The sequence below is a fragment of the Bartonella sp. AA23NXGY genome (assembly GCF_042197165.1).
GTDB lineage: Bacteria > Pseudomonadota > Alphaproteobacteria > Rhizobiales > Rhizobiaceae > Bartonella.
The window spans coordinates 107,531-124,498 of sequence record NZ_JBHIRO010000005.1 but is presented as its reverse complement, the minus strand read 5'-3'; the positions used below and the strand labels follow the sequence as shown (position 1 = coordinate 124,498).

General features: G+C 34.0%; 13 protein-coding genes, 1 tRNA gene and 1 pseudogene. 6 read left to right on the top strand and 9 right to left on the bottom strand.

Going from position 1 to position 16,968, the window contains the following annotated elements; all coding sequences use genetic code 11:
- Positions 1 to 79 precede the first annotated feature (79 nt).
- The 5 genes from ACFINY_RS04350 to ACFINY_RS04330 form a co-directional block, all read right to left on the bottom strand.
- The gene (locus tag ACFINY_RS04350; RefSeq protein ID WP_375612391.1) at positions 80 to 637 is read right to left on the bottom strand and encodes a biotin transporter BioY; all 558 of its coding nucleotides are present in this window, start codon (positions 635 to 637) and stop codon (positions 80 to 82) included.
- Positions 638 to 1,294, bottom strand: coding sequence for an energy-coupling factor transporter transmembrane component T family protein (locus tag ACFINY_RS04345; protein WP_375612390.1), 657 nt, complete (start codon positions 1,292 to 1,294; stop codon positions 638 to 640).
- Positions 1,291 to 1,971, bottom strand: a complete 681-nt coding sequence (locus ACFINY_RS04340) for an energy-coupling factor ABC transporter ATP-binding protein (RefSeq protein WP_375612389.1) — start codon at positions 1,969 to 1,971, stop codon at positions 1,291 to 1,293. The genes ACFINY_RS04345 and ACFINY_RS04340 overlap by 4 nt, the downstream gene beginning before the upstream one ends.
- A 40-nt stretch (positions 1,972 to 2,011) precedes the next feature.
- Positions 2,012 to 3,439 (bottom strand): amino acid permease, encoded by a 1,428-nt coding sequence (locus ACFINY_RS04335; protein WP_375612396.1) that lies wholly within the window; start codon positions 3,437 to 3,439, stop codon positions 2,012 to 2,014.
- A gap of 1,033 nt (positions 3,440 to 4,472) precedes the next feature.
- The gene (locus tag ACFINY_RS04330) at positions 4,473 to 4,649 is read right to left on the bottom strand and encodes a SlyX family protein (RefSeq protein ID WP_375612388.1); all 177 of its coding nucleotides are present in this window, start codon (positions 4,647 to 4,649) and stop codon (positions 4,473 to 4,475) included.
- 454 nt (positions 4,650 to 5,103) lie between these two features.
- Between ACFINY_RS04330 and ACFINY_RS04325 the strand changes: the two genes are divergently transcribed.
- Positions 5,104 to 5,179 (top strand) — tRNA-Thr (locus ACFINY_RS04325).
- 87 nt (positions 5,180 to 5,266) lie between these two features.
- Here the strand turns inward: ACFINY_RS04325 and ACFINY_RS04320 are convergent.
- Positions 5,267 to 5,467, bottom strand: a pseudogene (locus ACFINY_RS04320) (helix-turn-helix transcriptional regulator).
- Between the two features lie 1,027 nt (positions 5,468 to 6,494).
- Here ACFINY_RS04320 and ACFINY_RS04315 point away from each other — a divergent pair.
- Both ACFINY_RS04315 and ACFINY_RS04310 read left to right on the top strand, forming a co-directional pair.
- The gene (locus tag ACFINY_RS04315) at positions 6,495 to 7,157 is read left to right on the top strand and encodes a lysozyme (protein WP_375612387.1); all 663 of its coding nucleotides are present in this window, start codon (positions 6,495 to 6,497) and stop codon (positions 7,155 to 7,157) included.
- Complete coding sequence (locus ACFINY_RS04310) at positions 7,154 to 7,381, top strand: hypothetical protein (RefSeq protein ID WP_375612386.1); 228 nt, start codon at positions 7,154 to 7,156, stop codon at positions 7,379 to 7,381. Before ACFINY_RS04315 ends, ACFINY_RS04310 begins: the two co-directional genes overlap by 4 nt.
- A gap of 1,811 nt (positions 7,382 to 9,192) precedes the next feature.
- Here the strand turns inward: ACFINY_RS04310 and ACFINY_RS04305 are convergent.
- Complete coding sequence (locus tag ACFINY_RS04305; protein WP_375612385.1) at positions 9,193 to 9,522, bottom strand: hypothetical protein; 330 nt, start codon at positions 9,520 to 9,522, stop codon at positions 9,193 to 9,195.
- Between the two features lie 342 nt (positions 9,523 to 9,864).
- Between ACFINY_RS04305 and ACFINY_RS04300 the strand changes: the two genes are divergently transcribed.
- The gene (locus ACFINY_RS04300; RefSeq protein WP_375612384.1) at positions 9,865 to 9,990 is read left to right on the top strand and encodes a hypothetical protein; all 126 of its coding nucleotides are present in this window, start codon (positions 9,865 to 9,867) and stop codon (positions 9,988 to 9,990) included.
- A 1,158-nt stretch (positions 9,991 to 11,148) separates the two neighbouring features.
- On the opposite strand, the gene lldD is transcribed toward ACFINY_RS04300, so the two are convergent.
- Positions 11,149 to 12,300 carry an FMN-dependent L-lactate dehydrogenase LldD gene (gene lldD, locus ACFINY_RS04295; protein ID WP_375612383.1) on the bottom strand — a complete coding sequence of 384 codons (1,152 nt, stop codon included), beginning with the start codon at positions 12,298 to 12,300 and terminating at the stop codon, positions 11,149 to 11,151.
- A 1,138-nt stretch (positions 12,301 to 13,438) separates the two neighbouring features.
- A complete protein-coding gene (locus tag ACFINY_RS04290; RefSeq protein WP_375645986.1) occupies positions 13,439 to 14,527 on the bottom strand; it encodes a 2'-deoxycytidine 5'-triphosphate deaminase in 1,089 nt (362 codons plus the stop codon).
- A gap of 238 nt (positions 14,528 to 14,765) precedes the next feature.
- Between ACFINY_RS04290 and mutL the strand changes: the two genes are divergently transcribed.
- Complete coding sequence (gene mutL, locus ACFINY_RS04285; RefSeq protein WP_375613514.1) at positions 14,766 to 16,619, top strand: DNA mismatch repair endonuclease MutL; 1,854 nt, start codon at positions 14,766 to 14,768, stop codon at positions 16,617 to 16,619.
- Positions 16,620 to 16,728: 109 nt separating this feature from the next.
- On the top strand, positions 16,729 to 16,965 hold the full coding sequence (locus ACFINY_RS04280; RefSeq protein ID WP_375608064.1) for a DUF2093 domain-containing protein: 237 nt from the start codon (positions 16,729 to 16,731) through the stop codon (positions 16,963 to 16,965).
- Positions 16,966 to 16,968 lie beyond the last annotated feature (3 nt).

The window sequence follows — 16,968 nt, the reverse complement described above, 5'->3', positions numbered from 1 at the left end:
TAAATTACTATATTTAAATTCAATAATAGTGATATATGAATATTATATAATAACAATATAACAAAATAATACATTTATTTTAGTTATTATGCTTTGAATGAATGAGAGGAACAGATCTTTTAATCGCGAGTGCAATAAAGGATGCAATCAACACTTTTAAACAATCGCCTATCAAAAAAACTGATGAAGCCATTAAAACCTTCAGTAAAGAAACTTTGATCATATACGCTGTCCATGGAACACCAAAAGAATAAACTATCCCAATGCCACCAAAAGTATTTATCATAAATAATGTTATAAAATTTAACCGCTGCCAAAACAACTCTACCATTAAACCAATAAAAAATGCGGCAAATGGAAAACCTATTAAATAACCACTTGCAATTCCTGAAAAGACACTGATCCCACCGCGACCACCAGGCAACAGAGGTAATCCAATCAAAACAAGAACAAGAAAAAGGAGTGACGCTAAAGCACCCCTTTTTGCCCCAAGAATAGACCCTGCTAGCATCGGTCCCATCGATTGAGCTGTAATAGGTACCCCTAGAAGAAAAGGAAGATAAATAGAAGGAAAAAGGCCCAAAATAGCATAAATAGCAGCGAATAAAGCAATATAAACTAAATCTTTTGTATTCATTTAATTCTTCTTTTTTTTACTATAAAAACTCTGATTATTACGAGATGCTGTATCAATAGTATCAGCATCATAAGAACGCGCTTCCAATGCTTCAGCCACTTCTGACGCCATTCTTATAGTCCGTATAATTAAAGGTATTGCAAGAGCGACAATGTTAGTATTAAGTCCTCGTGCTTGCTGTGCTTCATGTACCTCATTAAACTTTTCACTCAAAAGAGGAATAAACCTGATCGCCATAGAGATAACCATACTCACTTTTGATGGATTTATACCAAAACAACGAAAGGGCTGGAGGCCTGCTTCAATTGCATCCACCATATCTGACACTTTTGTTGTGAATGAAATAACTGATGATAAAGAAAAGAGGATAACAAGACGTAATATGACCTCAACCCCCGTAAGCCAACCGCTAAAAATAGTTTGAAATACAAATAGAAGAACTAAAAGCAATCCCATCGATTTAAATTGCTTTATCACAGTTTTGAAAGGGATCTTGGCGACTCTATAGAATAAGATGACAAACAACAAAAATAAACCAAGAAGCGCTATGGAAGAAACCATTATTATAAAAGTTCCACAGGCCGTAAGAAATAATAACTTAACTCCAGGACTTAACCTATGAATAAATGTATCCCTCGGAATATATAAACCGATCATGACATTCTTCTTATATACTCCTTTATAGCAACAAAAGGTACTTCATCAATTGCTATCTCCCCCTTATCAAAAACCAGCACTCTATCAAACTTTTTCAAAAACTCTAAATCATGCGATACAACTATTGCCGTTTGTGGTAATTCTTCTATCACTTGCGTAACGCGATGCTTATTTCGCAAATCAAGTAATGTCGTCGGCTCATCAAAAATAATGTAGTCTGGTTTCATTGCAACTACACTAGAAATAGCAACGAGTTGTTTTTGCCCACCACTTAATAAATGGACAGCGTGATTTCTGAAATCTTGAAGTTCATAGCGCTGTAAAATTTCATCTACACGCTCCTTAATTTCATCTTTATTAAGCTTTAAATTTTTGAGACCAAAGGATAAGTCCTCTTCAACTAATGGTAAAACAATCTGATTATCGGGATTTTGAAAAACAAATCCAACTTTACGCTTTACTGCTTTTGCATCGCGTTTGGTATCAAGCCCATCAACGCTTACAAAACCATGAGATGGTAATTGGAGCCCATTAATAAGGCGAACAAATGTACTTTTTCCAGAACCATTCGCACCTATAATAGCAACTCGTCTTTCGGTAAGCTGTACAGTAATATTTCTTAAAACACACAAATCACCAAAAACTTGTGTTACCTCATCAAATTTTATAATCCCCAAGGCTTATTCCAATCAATCCCTTTTATTAGCTCTTCTTTCTCTATCGCTTCAGTTTATAACCTAAAAGTAATAACAAGCACCATAGAGGAATAATAATGACTGCCAAACTCATATCAGGCATCTGTACAGGAATATATGCTTCAAGGAAAGGCACGCTTATTCCTATCATATCAAAAAGTCGAGTCATCAATCCATTTTTCCCAAAACCACTGACAAACATAATGCAAAATAATAAAGCAAGAAAGCAGAGGCAAAGATAGTTAGCGTAAGGATATAAACCAAACGCATAAATAAAATCGCCCTTTCTGTTCTTATGGGCATTGCGAAATTTCAAATGAACAATAACAATAATAGCCCAAGTAATCACTGCTGCTGCAGTTGCAAGAGCCATGATCCGCATGAAACTATTATCAGGAATAAGAGCATTAACAACGACAATCAACGCCGTACATAATGATGAAAAAAGGATAGCAATATAAGGAATACGAGCAGCACTCAGTTTACTAAAAATATGTGGTGCATTTTTTTGTACAGCTAAACTATAAAGCATACGGCCATTAGAATAAATGCCACTATTGTAAACAGAAATAGCAGCCATAATCACCACAAAATTCAAAATATGACCAGCAGCAGGAATTCCTATAGTCTCGAAAATTGTGACAAAAGGACTACCATTTTTTCCAATCATATTCCAAGGGCTGATTATCATAATAATGCTGATAGAACCAATATAAAAAATTATAATCCTCCACATAACTTGACGAATAGCCGCTGGAATTGTTTTTTGTGGATTAGATGCCTCTCCAGCAGCAATACCAATAAGCTCCGTTCCTCCAAAAGAAAACATTACTACAGAAGTTGCTAAAACAACCCCTACTGCTCCATAAGGGAAAAAACCGCCATGGTCCCAAAGATAATGAATATTCGCTTGATTTTCCCCTAGTCCAGTGACAATGAGAAAAATTCCAAAAATAATCATACCAATAACAGCAGCCACTTTGATCAAAGCGCAAGCAAATTCAAATTCTCCATAAAAACGAACATTAAACAAATTAACAAATGTAACAAATAAAAGAACAATGAAAGATGTCTTCCAATGATCAATCAAAATCCAATGATCAAGGTAAAACCCTATCACTGTAAGTTCAGCCATACTCACAAGAATATAAAGAAACCAATAATTCCAACCTGTTATGAAACCAGCTAATCTCCCCCAATATTTATAAGCAAAAAAACTAAATGCTCCTGAAGACGGTTCTTCTACTGACATTTCACCAAGCATTCGCATAATGAAATACATAATAAGCCCGCCTACAAGATAAGATAAAATAACTGAGGGACCAGCTAATTGAATTGCCTCGGTTGACCCGTAAAAAAGTCCTGTCCCAATAACCCCACCCAAAGCAATCATTTGAATATGGCGATTTTGAAGGCTACGCTTCAATTCCTCGTGCTTTTTTTCAGACATCATGCCTCACTACTTTTGTTGAACTTAACCTCAACTTTTATTGAAAAATTAGGCACCTCTTTCAAAAAACACAAAACAAACGTAAACTTATTTTCTTATCATAATGCAACTCCTTATTTTTTTGTGCATTATACGTATGTCCCGTTGAAGTTTTAAGAAAAAATATGCTCCACCCTTTATTTAAATTAATGTCCTTCATTTTCGTTACACTAACCATTATAGCATTGGTCATTGATAACGCACACTCTGTAATCACATCACATTGGACAACAACCCCCTTTAATAAAATTTTAACAAGCCTTCTGCAAACAGATATCTATCACCTTAATCAATCTCTATGCAAGGTAATGCCTGATTTTCTGTCCTCAATTTGCATTACTCTCACTTATTTACCCGCATGGTCTATCTTTGGTGCTTTAGCAATAGTATTTTGTATCTTAAATTACGAAAAACAAAAGCCTTTTCACAAAATATCATATACATATAACGAAGAGTACATTTGATCTTTAAAAAAACTTCTAGAGCCCTCTGTACTATAACATAATCGATGTCGCTTAAAACCCCTCACTCTATTAAAACAACTGAAGATCACTTGATCATCAGAAAAAATTAAAACGCTTCATTATAAATATAGGCGCTCACTTATGATTTCTATAGATAACGATAACATCACTTTAATTTGTATCAATTTAAAAAAAATTAGCGAATAAATCTACCTCCCATCTATAAGAAAACTCTGTACAGAAAAAACTTAAAATATTGCAGTTCATATATTTTTCTATAGCTGCTTATTTAATACTCTACAAAAACTTTTCTTAATTTTCGTACTAGAAACCCCACATAAAAAAACGTCTTCTAATATCAGCTCTCCTTATAAGATTGGAACTTATTAAAATTAATGAAGAAGCTTATAAAAATTATTCTACAAGTCTAACAAAATGCGTGAAATAAAAACTCCTCTGTAAATAATTGCAATTGTGATAAAAAATATTTCGCACCTTCTCCCTATTGAGAAAATGGTAAGATAACAGCTTCAGTAACACTCTAGTTCTTTTAAATCTGAAAATCGTCTCGCTAAAATATCAACTTTTTTAGATATCTCATCCAAACTTTTCCATTGATTAGTTACCTCTCGAGAAAGTTCCTCAATGAATTTTTCTTGGTAAGCTAGCTTCATTTCTAGTTCTATCAGCCGATCTTCATCCGACATGATTTTTACTCCCTCTTAAATAAAAAACGTGATTAATTTTATTAATCCTCCTCCCTTTTTCTTCCCATAAAAATGAGAAGTAACTTCTCAACTAATTCTACTCATCTATTTGCACATTATAAAAGGTTTATGATGATCTTTATTTTCCCAATCACTCTATGCAACAAATTTCTTTCTTAAGAATCAGAAAATGTTTTTATCTTTACTAAGTTATCTTGACACCATTTTTCATCCTAAAGATCTACATTCCCAGCTTCTTAATTTAAGTGCTATCGTAAATTGAAAAGCATTTTATAGCATTAAGGTCAAAGAATACTTTCCTCTGACTTTTACATAATTCTCCTTCAAATTATTATCATATGTATAAATTATTGAAAAAATGCATTCTTGCTTTTATACGTACTTTTAGCTATTACCCTCAAATTAGTTTTGTCTCATTGACTTACAAACCTATGCCGCATTAGCTCAGTTGGTAGAGCACATCATTCGTAATGATGGGGTCGCTGGTTCGAATCCGGCATGCGGCACCACTTTTTGTATTTAGCGTATTGAAATATATAGATTTTTTCTTTAAACAGCCATTTTCAGACCACCTTTTAGGGTTTATGCAATTTTATCTAATCTGTTGTTATTTGCTCCGTATTTTTCTCTGGAGTAAATGCTAAAATCTCTTTCTTTCTCCACCTCACTACTCACCCTAGCTTATATGGCTCCGGCCCCCTTTGAAGCATCCAATTGCGAATCGTTGTTGTGGATATACTAAAAAGCTGTGCACACTCACGTATTATTACATATCTATTGCCATCATCAAATATCATCTCATTGCCTTTTTATTTTTTATGTTATGTGAATGGACTGGGATGCTAGGAGGAGAGAGCTTCCTATATTGTCAAGCAGCTTTTTGTCAAAATCTTTTGTGTCTCTTGTGCTATTGCCTCTAAAAAGATTTCAATAGCTTGATTGATTTGTTTAAGAGGCTGCTGGAAACGTAGCCAATACAACACCAGACAAAGATGATATCATTGGACCCGAACGCCCCACTAAATGCTTCATATGAAAAAGAAAATATATGAAACCGAACTACTTGTTCAAATTTATTACAGTACAATATTCTTTAAAAAACTATCAAATATCATTGGTCTATATATTGAATATGCTCCACTAATATATTGTTTCAGTTGGAAACAGACTGTAAGAGAGGAGAAACATTCATTATGTTTTTTATATAACAGTTTATTTAAAATCCTTCATAAAGGTATTTTTTAATGAAATTAAGCAATTAGGAAAAAAAACAAAGAATAATTAAATTAACTATAGATTTTTTTATTAAATATGTATAACACGTTATGTATATGTCTTATTGATTCTAAGATAATTTTTAGATATATAATATTAAATTATAATGTTTTTTTGTTTTTATAAAAAAATTCTGTGGTGCAATTTATGACTTTTGAAATTACTTAAAAATTAACACCTAATTATTTCATTAATTATTATGTCTCTTATTTTTTGTTAAAAATGCTTTTTGTCATCGGAATTATTGAAGTTTTTTCAAGTAAAGTTCTTCTAAATCATTCTGGATCAAATGTAAGAATTTATGAGTGAAATCTATCTGATTATAAATGGAATTATTATAAAGTTATTGTCTTTAGATGGAGATCAATTGCTGCGAAATGAATAGTATTTAGCATAACCTTTATTCAAAAAAATGATATGGATCTTAAAATAATCCACTATGGATGTTTTGAATTTATTATGCCCTTTCGCTGTTCTGTTCTTAAAAATGAGTAGATGTAAGTTTTTAATTCATATCCTGCTTTGTGTAGTTTTTTATAGGTAAAAATAATGCGAAAAATATCAAAAGAAGGGCTTGTATTGATTAAGCAATTGGAAGGCTTGCGTTTATCAGCTTATGAAGATTCTGGTGGTGTCTGGACAATTGGTTATGGACATACAAGTGCTGCTGGTGCCCCAAGCGTTCACAAAGATATGCAAATTACGGAAAAAGAAGCTGAAAAAATCCTTTGTCAGGACTTGAGGGAGTATGAAGCTGTTGTTGAAAAAGCCGTTACCGTTCCTTTAAACGATGAACAATTCGCGGCATTAGTATCATTTTGCTATAATGTAGGAATCACAGCATTTCGCAGTTCTACACTTTTAAAAAAGCTTAATAAAGGTGAATATGAAGCGATACCAACCGAATTGCAAAAATGGACAAGAGTAGGAGGAAAACGTATCCAAGGTCTTGTCAATCGCCGAGCAACCGAAGCAGGATTATGGGCAAAAGGAGCTCATGTTGCCCCCAATTATCATGTAGTAGAACCAGAAGGCGTAACAGGTATTTGCAAAGTAGAAGCTCTTGCACCAATCATAGGTTCTTTTTCAGGGCTTGGAGGTCTTTTTGCAGGAAATGGTCCTGTTCAATGGGTTCTAGCAGGCATTATGGTTTTAGCCGCTTGTACAGCTATGATATACATTGCTAAACGTTTTCAGGAACACCGCCTATGATTTTATGGATAAAAAAATATCTGACAATGACGTCAGCGCTCATAGCAGCTTTTCTTATAGCTTTAGTCAAAGCCTTTTTTCTTGGGAAAAAAGTTGAGAAGCAAAAGCAAACAAAAGAAGATTTCAAGATAGCGACAACACGGCTTGAGGTAGAAAATGAAATTAATAAGAAAAGTGATGCTGATGTGCGCACTAAGCTTTCTAGCTGGTTGCGCGACCAATGAACGAACTTCTTGTATTGGATGGCTGCCAATTTATTTGAATCGACAAGATATCAATGTCATTAGTCCAAATTTGGCGAGAGATATTTTAAAACATAACGAACAAGGTGAACGTTTATGTGGTTGGAGAGATAAACGGAAAATAAAGTGATAAAAATATAATTCCTCTGAAACATCAATCAATGAAAAGATTTGAAAGAGGTGGATACATTCAGATTAAAAGTAAAAGCACTTAAAGGATTAAAACACTCTGGTGGTCGATTAGTTTTAATTAGAGTAACGGAGATGTCTGAGTTGAAGCAAAAGGATTCAACAGATTATGTTTGTGTAAAATGATTGAGTCTATTGATGTATTCTATGGGCATCTTTGTTATCCTATCAAAAGAAGATGAGAAAAGATTTTATGGATTGCACTACTATCGTCGTTCAAAGAACTGATCATACACAAAGGTTCTGTTTTCAACAAAAATAACATCTAGAAGCTTGCATGCTTGAAGAAAAGCAATCTACGGAGCTATATAATGAATAATGGTAAGGCTTTTATGTGATTTGTAAATGACGTTGCTTCAGCTTCCTAATTATAATAATGATGTTGACGATAAGGAAAATACTTTCGCACTGTATCTGCTTTTTCATGCTAAAGTGGCGGGAAAACATTGTGAATAATCTTGGCTGTTAATTTTTCTATAGGTAAATTCCCTATGTGGGAAATGACATGCAACTCCAATTGAGAAAACCAATAACCATTTTTTCTTTTATTTTTTAACTTAGCTTTTTTACTTTCAAAAGTTGCCTAGCAATTTCTTGAAAAATATTGCTTTACTATTTTAAGATAATTTTTTCCTGAAATAAAATCTTTCTTTTAAAATATTACTGTAATAGCTTGTAAACTCATGTACTGCTTTTAGAGAAAGTTTGTAATAGGACCGTGTCTTTCACGGCGTTTATTGTGATGTGTATAACGGAAAAGTTAAGAGCGCGTATTATCTTTTCGAACATTCAACCACAATCTTATTTCATCCCAATATTTATCTTGAGAAGATACTTTTACAAAGATACTGATAATCTATAAATCACTCTCCCCTAATTCACCTTCTCACTCATCCTTCCATGCATTGCCCATCCACCTTTTAAACCACCTTAAATTTTTGATATAAAATTTTTTCTTTAATTTTTATTTTTTATTGAATCATAAAAATGATATGTCTCAATCTCACCTCTATGCATCTTTATACGCTTTGATTCTTGTTTCTAAAGCCCAGATTGCCTACATATCGTACTGTTTTTATATTTAATATATATTTTTATATTTATTCCTAACTTGTTAGAAAAGTTTTTATATTTTGATAGAAATATCTTCTATCAGTTCACTTTTTTCAAAAGATTCTGAAAGGATTCTCAAAAAGTCTGCAAAGTTAAAGACTATTTAATACGTATTGTTTCTTTTTTAGAAATCAAAATTGGTGATGCCCCATTCCTCACCAGCAATTGTGTTATTTGCAGAGCAGTCTATATAAGATGATGTAACCTCTTTTATAAAGTTAACTAAAGTTTTTTGAATTTCTAGCATATTGTTTAAAGACAAAAAACTCCCTCTTATTATGCAAGCAGCTTAGACATCGGCTGATAGTCCTCCCGCTTATAAAAATCCTTTCTTTAATAACCTTCAAAACCACAATTAAAGTGGTGAAAGATAAAACAAGATTTTTAGGCGATCATAACGCACAATAAAATCAGACCAGTCTAAATGTTCAATGCTAACACCTGCTAAACAGTGGAAAATAAGTTTTAGCACGCATTCAAATTGGAAGGGCTTAAGCCCCCCGCGCGCTACGATGGTTTTCTACTCTCATCGTACGATTTACATTCCCTCTAAAACTTAATCGCTGTAAATATAAAAATCTTGAAGCCCGTTCTAAATCCGTGAGAGTTTCTGGATCTTGCTGTATTAAACGTTGAAATTCCTCACAACTGCTCATCTGAAATGCTAAATTTTTCATAAAAGGACGATAGTGGCGTTGTAACATCCCTAAAAAGTTTACGACATAACCTGAGAGATTATTGCTGATTTCAGGAGATAGAATCAATTTCTGTTCAAAGAAAATATCACTCATACCAACAAAAAGGTTTAGTTTACATGCCATGAGGAATGTCCTCAAATAATTTTGATATTTTTTTGATCAAATTTCTTTTGTTACCAATATCAGCAGCAACTGGTGTGGAATTAACAGAATGATAATTTTTTAACTTAAAATGTATCCATCATTTTTTACATTCTTTCATCTATCTTAGCCTTCTTTTCACAGCTTCAAATGATAAAAAGTAACTGCAATGTTAAGTCGTTTTGCATCGAACAAATTTCTCGCAAACTATCCCTATTGGCTAGATGACAATCCATCCTCTATTTAAAGAGAGAAAAACTTTTCTTTTTTATTCAGCGATAAAGTAAATATTATCCAATTACTTACGAGTAGAAATTCGATCAAATGGAAACTGTAATTCTTTCTACTCTGAGTAATCTTGTACCTATTTATATAGGTTTAGGAAAGCGTGCTGTTATGAATATTCATAAAAATGCTTCAAAAATTGATATCAGCAAAACCTCTGTTTAAAAAAGGAAAAGATGTTCTCTTACTTGCTACTGAAGAAACTGTTCAGATTTGTCTTGATGTTGCTAAAGAGATTCAAAAAACATGAAGTTATCCCAACGCTTACAAGTGTGCCAACAATTCAACTTTGAGATAATAGATCAGTGCTAGAGTTATGCCAATCTCACCAATCTGTTGTTGTCTATGAAGAGCATAGTATCAAAGGAGAAGCTTGGAGATGCAATTGTTAAATCGCTTATGGAACAAAACATTCTATGCCCATTTGTATCATTAGGCCCCCCACCATCCCCATCTGCAATAAAAATGAACTGGATATTTTAACAAGTTATAAAATCAATCGAGAACGCATAAATAGTGTTAGAAATGACATACTATACAAAAAATATTCAACTGCTTCCTAATATGCTTGCCAGTTCAAAAACATCATAAATCATTGAAAATACAAGAAAATAAGAAAGAAAAGCATATTAATTCACGCAGTTTTGCTCTCAGTAAACGAGCTTTTTTAAAGATAGTACGGATATTTTTTCATTGCTTAAAAACGTACTCCATAAAAACAATATCATATCCATATAATATATTATCCAATGAACTTAATATAAATAATATATAGATTATAGAAATATTATTTATTAGATACATTTTTTATTATAATTATAGATTAAAATAAATACATATTGACATTTTTAATAATTTTATTTATGTGTAATAATTAATATTATTCTATATTAAAATAAAACTAAATGGATTTTATAAATTTACGTTTTATGCCAATGTGGAAAAGAAGTAATTAATATATTATATTTTAATGTTTTTTATATACAGGAGGGAAAAATGCTCACAGCATTATTTATAGCTATTTTTTCTATATCAACAGTTGTTTTACCTTTAATATCAGCACTTGTTCCTTTTTATCCGTAGAATGAGATTTTAATAAAGTAAATAAAATATGTATGCAATGTTATTATTGTTTTTTTTCGTGTTTATTATTATCAATAATATTTAATATTATTGTAGTTACTGAGTATTTTCTGTGATTTTATAGAGGAGCTTATTGATCTTTTCTATTTAACTTTAACTATCAACATATTTTTAAAATATATAATTATGCTCCTCTATAAAAAGACCTTCTTTTTCTGAAAGAAGTATAACATATTGCTTTCATTGCTTAAAAACATCTATATTTACTAAACTCTTGCGTGTAATATCTTTGATTATCTGAGTACCAGTCAGTGTCATAGCTACCCGCATTTCATTGGCAAAAAGATCAAGGAGATGCATAACACCTTTCTTACCTGCTGCTGCAAGCGCATAAACAAAAGCACGGCCAATCATAACAGCATCCGCACCTTGTGCTATCATGCGTATAACATCAAGACCAGAACGAACACCTGAGTCCACTAAAATAGTCAAATAATCCTTTACAGCATCCGCAATTGCAGGCAATGCTCGTGTTGTTGATAATACACCATCAAGCTGACGTCCGCCGTGATTAGAAACAACAATACCATCCGCACCAAATTTTACTGCTTCTCGAGCATCTTCTGGATCAAGAATACCTTTCAAAATCATTTTTCCTTTCCAAAAATCGCGAATCCATTGTAGATCATGCCAACCAATTGATGGATCAAAATTTGCACCAAGCCAACCAACGTAATCATCCAATGCAATTTTCTTTTTGAGATAAGCAGAGACATTTCCAAGATCATGAGGGCGCCCCATAACACCAACGTTCCAAGCCCAATATGGATGAGTCAAAGCTTGTAAAAAACGACGTAAACCAGCATAAGGACCAGACATTCCCGAATGCGCATCACGATAACGTGCACCAGGAATTGGCATATCAACTGTAAAAACCAACGTGCGTACACCAGCCAACCAAGCCCGTTCTAGTGCATCACGCATGAAACCGCGATCTTTGAGAACATAAAGTTGAAACCAAAATGCACCTCCAACCGCTTCTTGCACTTCCGCAATAGGACAAACTGAAACAGAGGATAGAGTAAAAGGAATCCCTTTTGCCGCTGCGGCACGCGCTGCTTTTACCTCTCCACGACGTGCATACATGCCCGTTAGCCCAACAGGCGCAAGTACAATCGGTAAATCAAGTGTCTGATCAAAAAGCTTGATTGAAAGATCAACTTCACCAACTTGCCTTAGAATCCTTTGACGCAATGCAAGTGCTTGAAGATCTGTACAATTACGTCGCATCGTTTCTTCAGCATAAGCCCCACCATCAATATAGTGAAAAAGAAAGGGAGGAAGACGACGCTTTGCTGCCTTACGATAATCAAGTGTTGAAGAAATAATCATTGATGGCACCATTGTTTCTAAATGAAAAGAGAAAACATCCTAAAACGCATAAAAGCGAATCCATGTACCTACCTATTCGCTATTCTCCCAAAGCACTCTATTGAATAGATAGAAGCAACAGAGACTGCAACTTTCTAAAAAAACTAATTGATAAAAACAACGTCTTTATTGCTCTTATCCAAATTTAAAATCTCACAGTATGAAGTATCATTAATAACGTATCTACTCATATATTCTTCATGTGCAATTAAAATGTTATACTCTCTTTAAAGCAATCCCTTTTCGAAAGCGATTGCTCCGTAGCTTAATTAGTTATAATTTAAAGTCGCTTCTCCCTCCAAAGATCCTTACATTATCAGTTATTAAGAATATAGAGTGTCATTAAGTATAAATCATAATCTCCCCCAAAAGATGAAAAAATCCTTTATTAATACTGGAAATAAAGCTGTCGCATACATGCAGAAATCTTCTTATATCAATATTCAAAACTGAGATCTGTTACTTATTCATGAAAGTTTATAGTGCCTAATTCATATAAAGCATAAAAACTTTTAATGTTCATACCAATAGAAACCTTCATATTTAATTGAATAATTTTCTAGCAATATTATATCTTGAGGCTATAAATGAGTTACTAAAATTAGAACAATGTTTATTGAAAATAATTGTTACTAAACTGGAGTGAAACTTATTTATTAACGCTTAAGGATAATTTTTATGCGGAATAAAATATACTGGTTATTACACTCTAGAAAAATTGAGTCAATTGCAGCATCCAATCTCGCATATTTACTTTGAAAAGTGAGTAGCTACTGTTATATTGAATTTTATTAACCTATTGATTTATTATCATAAATATGAACAACATATTGAATATAGTAAAATTCTTTCATTGTAAATTTTGTCATGATGAAATAATCAAAACTATTCTTTTGCACATCATAAATGGAGTTCGTATAGATAGAACCTCTTGAAAAAAGAAGTAAAAATGCCTCTCATCCCCTCTCAAATGCAAGAGATGAGATAACCTTGGAAATTAAAAATAGAATGCATGACGCCGGTTTTGCGAAGCACAAAATTTTCTTTTATCTAAAATACGCTTTCTGCATACATGTTATCAAAATTCGTGGTTCCCAACTCATTTAAAATGCTTGGACAACTTTAAACCCTGTGCTTGATAATGTGATCCAACATCATGTCCATAAAGGGTTGATGGTTGATTAAGCATATGCTCATAGACCAAACGGCCAATAATTTGACCATGCTCTAAGATAAAAGGAACTTCATGGCTCCGCACTTCTAAAACCGCTCTTGCTCCTTTTCCCCCCGCCTCCTTATGCCCAAATCCTGGATCAAAAAAGCCTGCATAATGCACCCTAAACTCGCCCACTAAAGGATCAAAAGGTGTCATTTCTGCGGCATAAAGCGGAGGCACATGAACAGACTCTCGTGAAACTAAAATGTAAAATTCATCAGGATCAAGAACCAACTCCCTTTGACCACGATCAAAAAGAGGTTCCCAAAAATCTAAAACGTGGGCAACGGCACGTTTATCAATATCAATAACACTTGTATGATGTTTACCACGATAACCTATAAGCCCGTTTTCGTCTCCCTTTAAATTAATGGAAAGACCAATACCACCAACACTAATATTAGGAAAATCATCCGATATCAGTGTTTCTTGCCTTTGCAAAGTGTGCAACTCTATTTCATTTAAATAACTTTGCCCTTTTCTAAACCGAAGCTGTGATAAATGTGAGCCTGTATGCACCAAAATTGGAAATGTGCGTGGACTAATTTCCAAATAAAGTGGACCATGATAACCAGCACAAACTTTATCAAACTCTTGAGCATTATCCGTAATGACACGTGTAAAAATATCTAATCGGCCTGTAGAACTTTTGGGATTGGCAACAGCAGATAAAAATTCTGGTAAAGCTAAACTTTCCAAAAGAGGAACAATATAAACACACCCCGTTTCCAAAACGGCTCCACCTCGTAAATCAAACTCATGCAACTTTAACCGTTCAAGCTTATCCAAAACTTTTGTATCAGGTCCCGGCATAAAAGAAGCACGTATACGATAAGCTTTCTCCCCTAAACGAAGATCAAGGCTTGCTGGTTGTATTTGAGATCTATCAAATGGACACTGAGCCTTGAGAAAGTTATTCTCAATCAAAGCTTGTATATCACTATCTGCTAAAATACCGCTTATACGCGCCATATATATTGCCTTCCCTTTTTACATTGTTTCTTTTTTGACCTAGATGATAAACTGGTGCAAGCTATTTTAAAGTGATAAAAACTATTTTTATGTTTTTTCCAACCGACTTGTTAACATAAAATAAAATAGGAGGTATTGTAAAAATAATACCTCTCATGTTCTCTTATTCTTGAATGTCTCGCAAATGATGTTATCATAATTTTCTATAGAACCCTTAAGATTCCTGTTAGAATTTATTATGATTATACGCCATCTTAGCGAAAATATTATTAATCAAATCGCCGCCGGTGAAGTTATTGAACGACCAGCAAATGTTGTCAAAGAACTTGTTGAAAACGCTATTGATGCTGGTGCAACACGCATTGAAATTATTACAGCAAATGGTGGAAAAAATTTTATAAAGGTGAGTGATAATGGTTATGGAATTCCTGCAGATCAATTAACTTTAGCAGTTTCTCGCCATTGTACCTCAAAGATTACCGATGACGTACACAATATCTGCTTCCTTGGATTTAGAGGAGAAGCCCTCCCCTCTATTGGTTCTGTTGCTAAACTTAAACTCATTTCACGAACAAAAGATGCTGAGAGCGCTGCTGAAATTTCCGTTACTGCAGGAAAAATTGTAGGACCCAAACCAGCTGCTGCGAATCTTGGAACAATTGTTGAAGTTCGTGATCTTTTCTTTGTCACGCCAGCACGATTAAAATTTATGAAAACTGATCGGGCTGAAACAAATGCTATTAGCGATATGATTAAGCGAATTGCTATCGCATTTCCACATATCCGCTTTTCTCTTTCAGGACTAGACAGAACATCTATGGAATTGTCTGCTACAGAAAATAATATTCAAGGACAATTACAACGTATTACGCAGATTATGGGAAAAGAATTCGCCCCTAATAGCATTGCGCTGAATGCTGAACGCGAAGCGGTGCGCTTAACAGGTTTTGCCTGTTTGCCATCTTTCAACCGAAATAACAGCCTTCATCAATTTGCTTATGTTAATGGACGTCCCGTGCGTGATAAATTTCTATGGGGCGCTATCCGAGGCGCTTATGCTGATGTCATGACACGAGATCGTTATCCTGTCGCTATTCTTTTTATTGACCTCCCACCTGCTGAGGTAGATGTTAATGTTCACCCAGCCAAAGCTGATGTACGATTCCGTGATCCAGGATTAATTCGTGGTTTGATTGTTGGAGCTATTCGTGAAGCATTGCAGCAATCTGGTATTCGTCCTACTTCAACCCGTTCTGAAGCAATGCTTGCTGCATTTCAAACACAACAATCATTGGCACAACAACCATTAGGCAGTTTTAAGAACACGCACCAGTTCTCTTCTTACAGTTCACAACCTCATCATTTTACCAGTGCTTCAATGGTCCAAAAACCATTGGATAGTACTCACTCTTTTGATTTAAAAGAAGATGCCGCTCCTATTATGGAGGGCTTAAATACACCAAGTGGGGATGCATACATTCCAAGCACGACATCTTCATCAGAAGAGTTATCTTATCCATTAGGAGCCGCCAGAGCACAAATCCATAAAAACTATATTATCGCCCAAACACAAGATAGTTTGATCATTGTCGATCAGCATGCAGCTCACGAACGATTGGTTTATGAAGCACTCAAAAATGCACTTTATTCCAAACCACTTCCTTCACAGTTATTACTTATTCCTGAAATTGTAGAACTCTCTGAAGAGGATGCAACATGCCTTTTAACGCATAAAGATGCTTTGCAGAAATTTGGATTAGGAATAGAACCATTTGGACCAGGAGCAATTGTTGTGCGTGAAACACCTTCCATGTTAGGAGAGATCAACGTCCAAGCCCTTATTAAAGATCTCGCAGATGAGGCTGCTGAGTATGATACAACAAATAATTTAAAAGCAATGCTTGATTATGTTGCAGCAACGATGGCCTGTCACGGCTCAATACGGTCAGGGCGCCTTTTACGCCCCGAAGAAATGAACACACTATTACGACAAATGGAGGCAATACCTAATACAAGTACATGTAATCATGGACGCCCTACTTATATTGAACTCAAATTGGCAGATATAGAACGGCTTTTTGGCAGAAAATAAGCCCTTCATCATTTTTACAAGAAAAATATTTTAAAATTAACTCTCGACTTTATAATATATTTTATGGCACTTTTCTTGTATCTCTTGTATCAAGTAAAAAGGAGTTGTCATGTTTCCCAATGGTGAACGCGAAGCAAAAATTCATTATTCTAATAACGGATATGACATTATAGAATATGGTACCTATACCATTTGTGCTGTTAGCGGGCAAAAAATCCCTATAGATGATTTAAAATATTGGAATCATCACCGCCAAGAAGCATATGCTAGTTGTGAAATCTCCTATCAGCGCGAACTTGAGTGCAACCCATATCTCAAGCAATTGTTAAAAACAAAAGAAAAATAACCC